This window comes from Glycomyces dulcitolivorans, assembly GCF_003265355.1.
GTDB classification, from domain to species: Bacteria; Actinomycetota; Actinomycetes; order Mycobacteriales; family Micromonosporaceae; genus Glycomyces; species Glycomyces dulcitolivorans.
Map to the genome: position 1 here is coordinate 1 of NZ_QFRW01000121.1, position 1,124 is coordinate 1,124.

Here is a 1,124-nt window from a genome sequence, read left to right on the forward strand (position 1 = left end):
CCGCCGCCCACCCCCTCCCGACGGCCACGCCGCTCCGACTCCGTGCACTTCCGACCGTGAAAGCGACCCGATGACCATCGCCGCCAAGGGGACCGGCAAGAGCCCCGGCCCCGCGGGCCTCCTGCGCTACCGCCTGGACCTGAAAGCCTCCCCGTACCTGTACATCGCCCCGTTCTTCGTGCTGTTCGCCGTGTTCGGGCTGTTCCCGCTGGCGTTCACCGCGTGGGTGTCGACCCACGAGTGGAGCCTGCTCTCCGACGAGCACGTCTTCGTGGGCTTCGGGAACTACGAGGCGCTGCTGACCGACCCGTACTTCTGGAACGCCCTGGGCAACACCCTGTCGATCCTCCTCCTCGCCACCGTGCCCCAGCTGCTGGCGGCGCTCCTGCTCGCGCACGTGCTGACACTGCGGCTGCGCGCCCAGACGTTCTGGCGCATGGGGATGCTCCTGCCGAACGTCGCCTCCGTCGTGGCGGTCGCGGTGATCTTCAGCCAGCTGTTCGGCCGCGACTTCGGGCTGATCAACTGGGTCCTGGAGTCCGTCGGCGCCGGGCGCATCGACTGGCAGACCGGCAGTGCCACGTCACATATCGCCATCGCCGTCATGGTGGCGTGGAAGTGGACCGGCTACAACGCCCTCATCTACCTCGCCGCGATGCAGGCCGTCCCGCGCGAGGTCTACGAGGCCGCGCACCTCGACGGCGCCTCGCGCCTCCAGCAGCTGTTCCACGTGACGGTGCCGATGATCCGCCCCACCATCGTGTTCACGGTGATCGTCTCGACGATCTACGGCCTCCAGATCTTCGCCGAGCCGCAGCTGTTCGGCGGCGGCGGGCAGAACGGCGTCACCGGCGGCGCCTCCCGCCAGTTCCAGACGCTCACCCTCTACCTGTACGAGCACGGCTTCAACCGCGGCTTCGAGTTCGGGTACGCCTCGGCCGTGGCCTGGACGATGTTCGCCGTCATCGTCCTGGTCGCCCTCCTCAACTACCTGTTCATCCGCCGCATCAGGAGCGCCTCGTGACCGCACCGGACCTCGTCGACCGCCCCGCCGACCCCGCCCCCGGCGGCCCCGGCGGCCCCGGCTCCAACGACTCCCGGCGGCCCGGCCGCACAGCCTTGCC

At 69.9% G+C, this 1,124-nt stretch carries 1 protein-coding gene; it reads left to right on the forward strand.

Annotated features, from left to right (window positions below; all coding sequences use genetic code 11):
• The first annotated feature begins 70 nt into the window (after positions 1-70).
• Positions 71-1,024 (forward strand): carbohydrate ABC transporter permease, encoded by a 954-nt coding sequence (locus DI269_RS12990; protein WP_112136550.1) that lies wholly within the window; start codon positions 71-73, stop codon positions 1,022-1,024.
• The last annotated feature ends 100 nt before the right edge of the window (positions 1,025-1,124 follow it).

Bases quoted from the DNA above. Each gene is read 5' to 3' on its own strand.
- DI269_RS12990 (WP_112136550.1), top strand. From the start codon at position 71: ATGACCATCGCCGCCAAGGGGACCGGCAAGAGCCCCGGCCCCGCGGGC.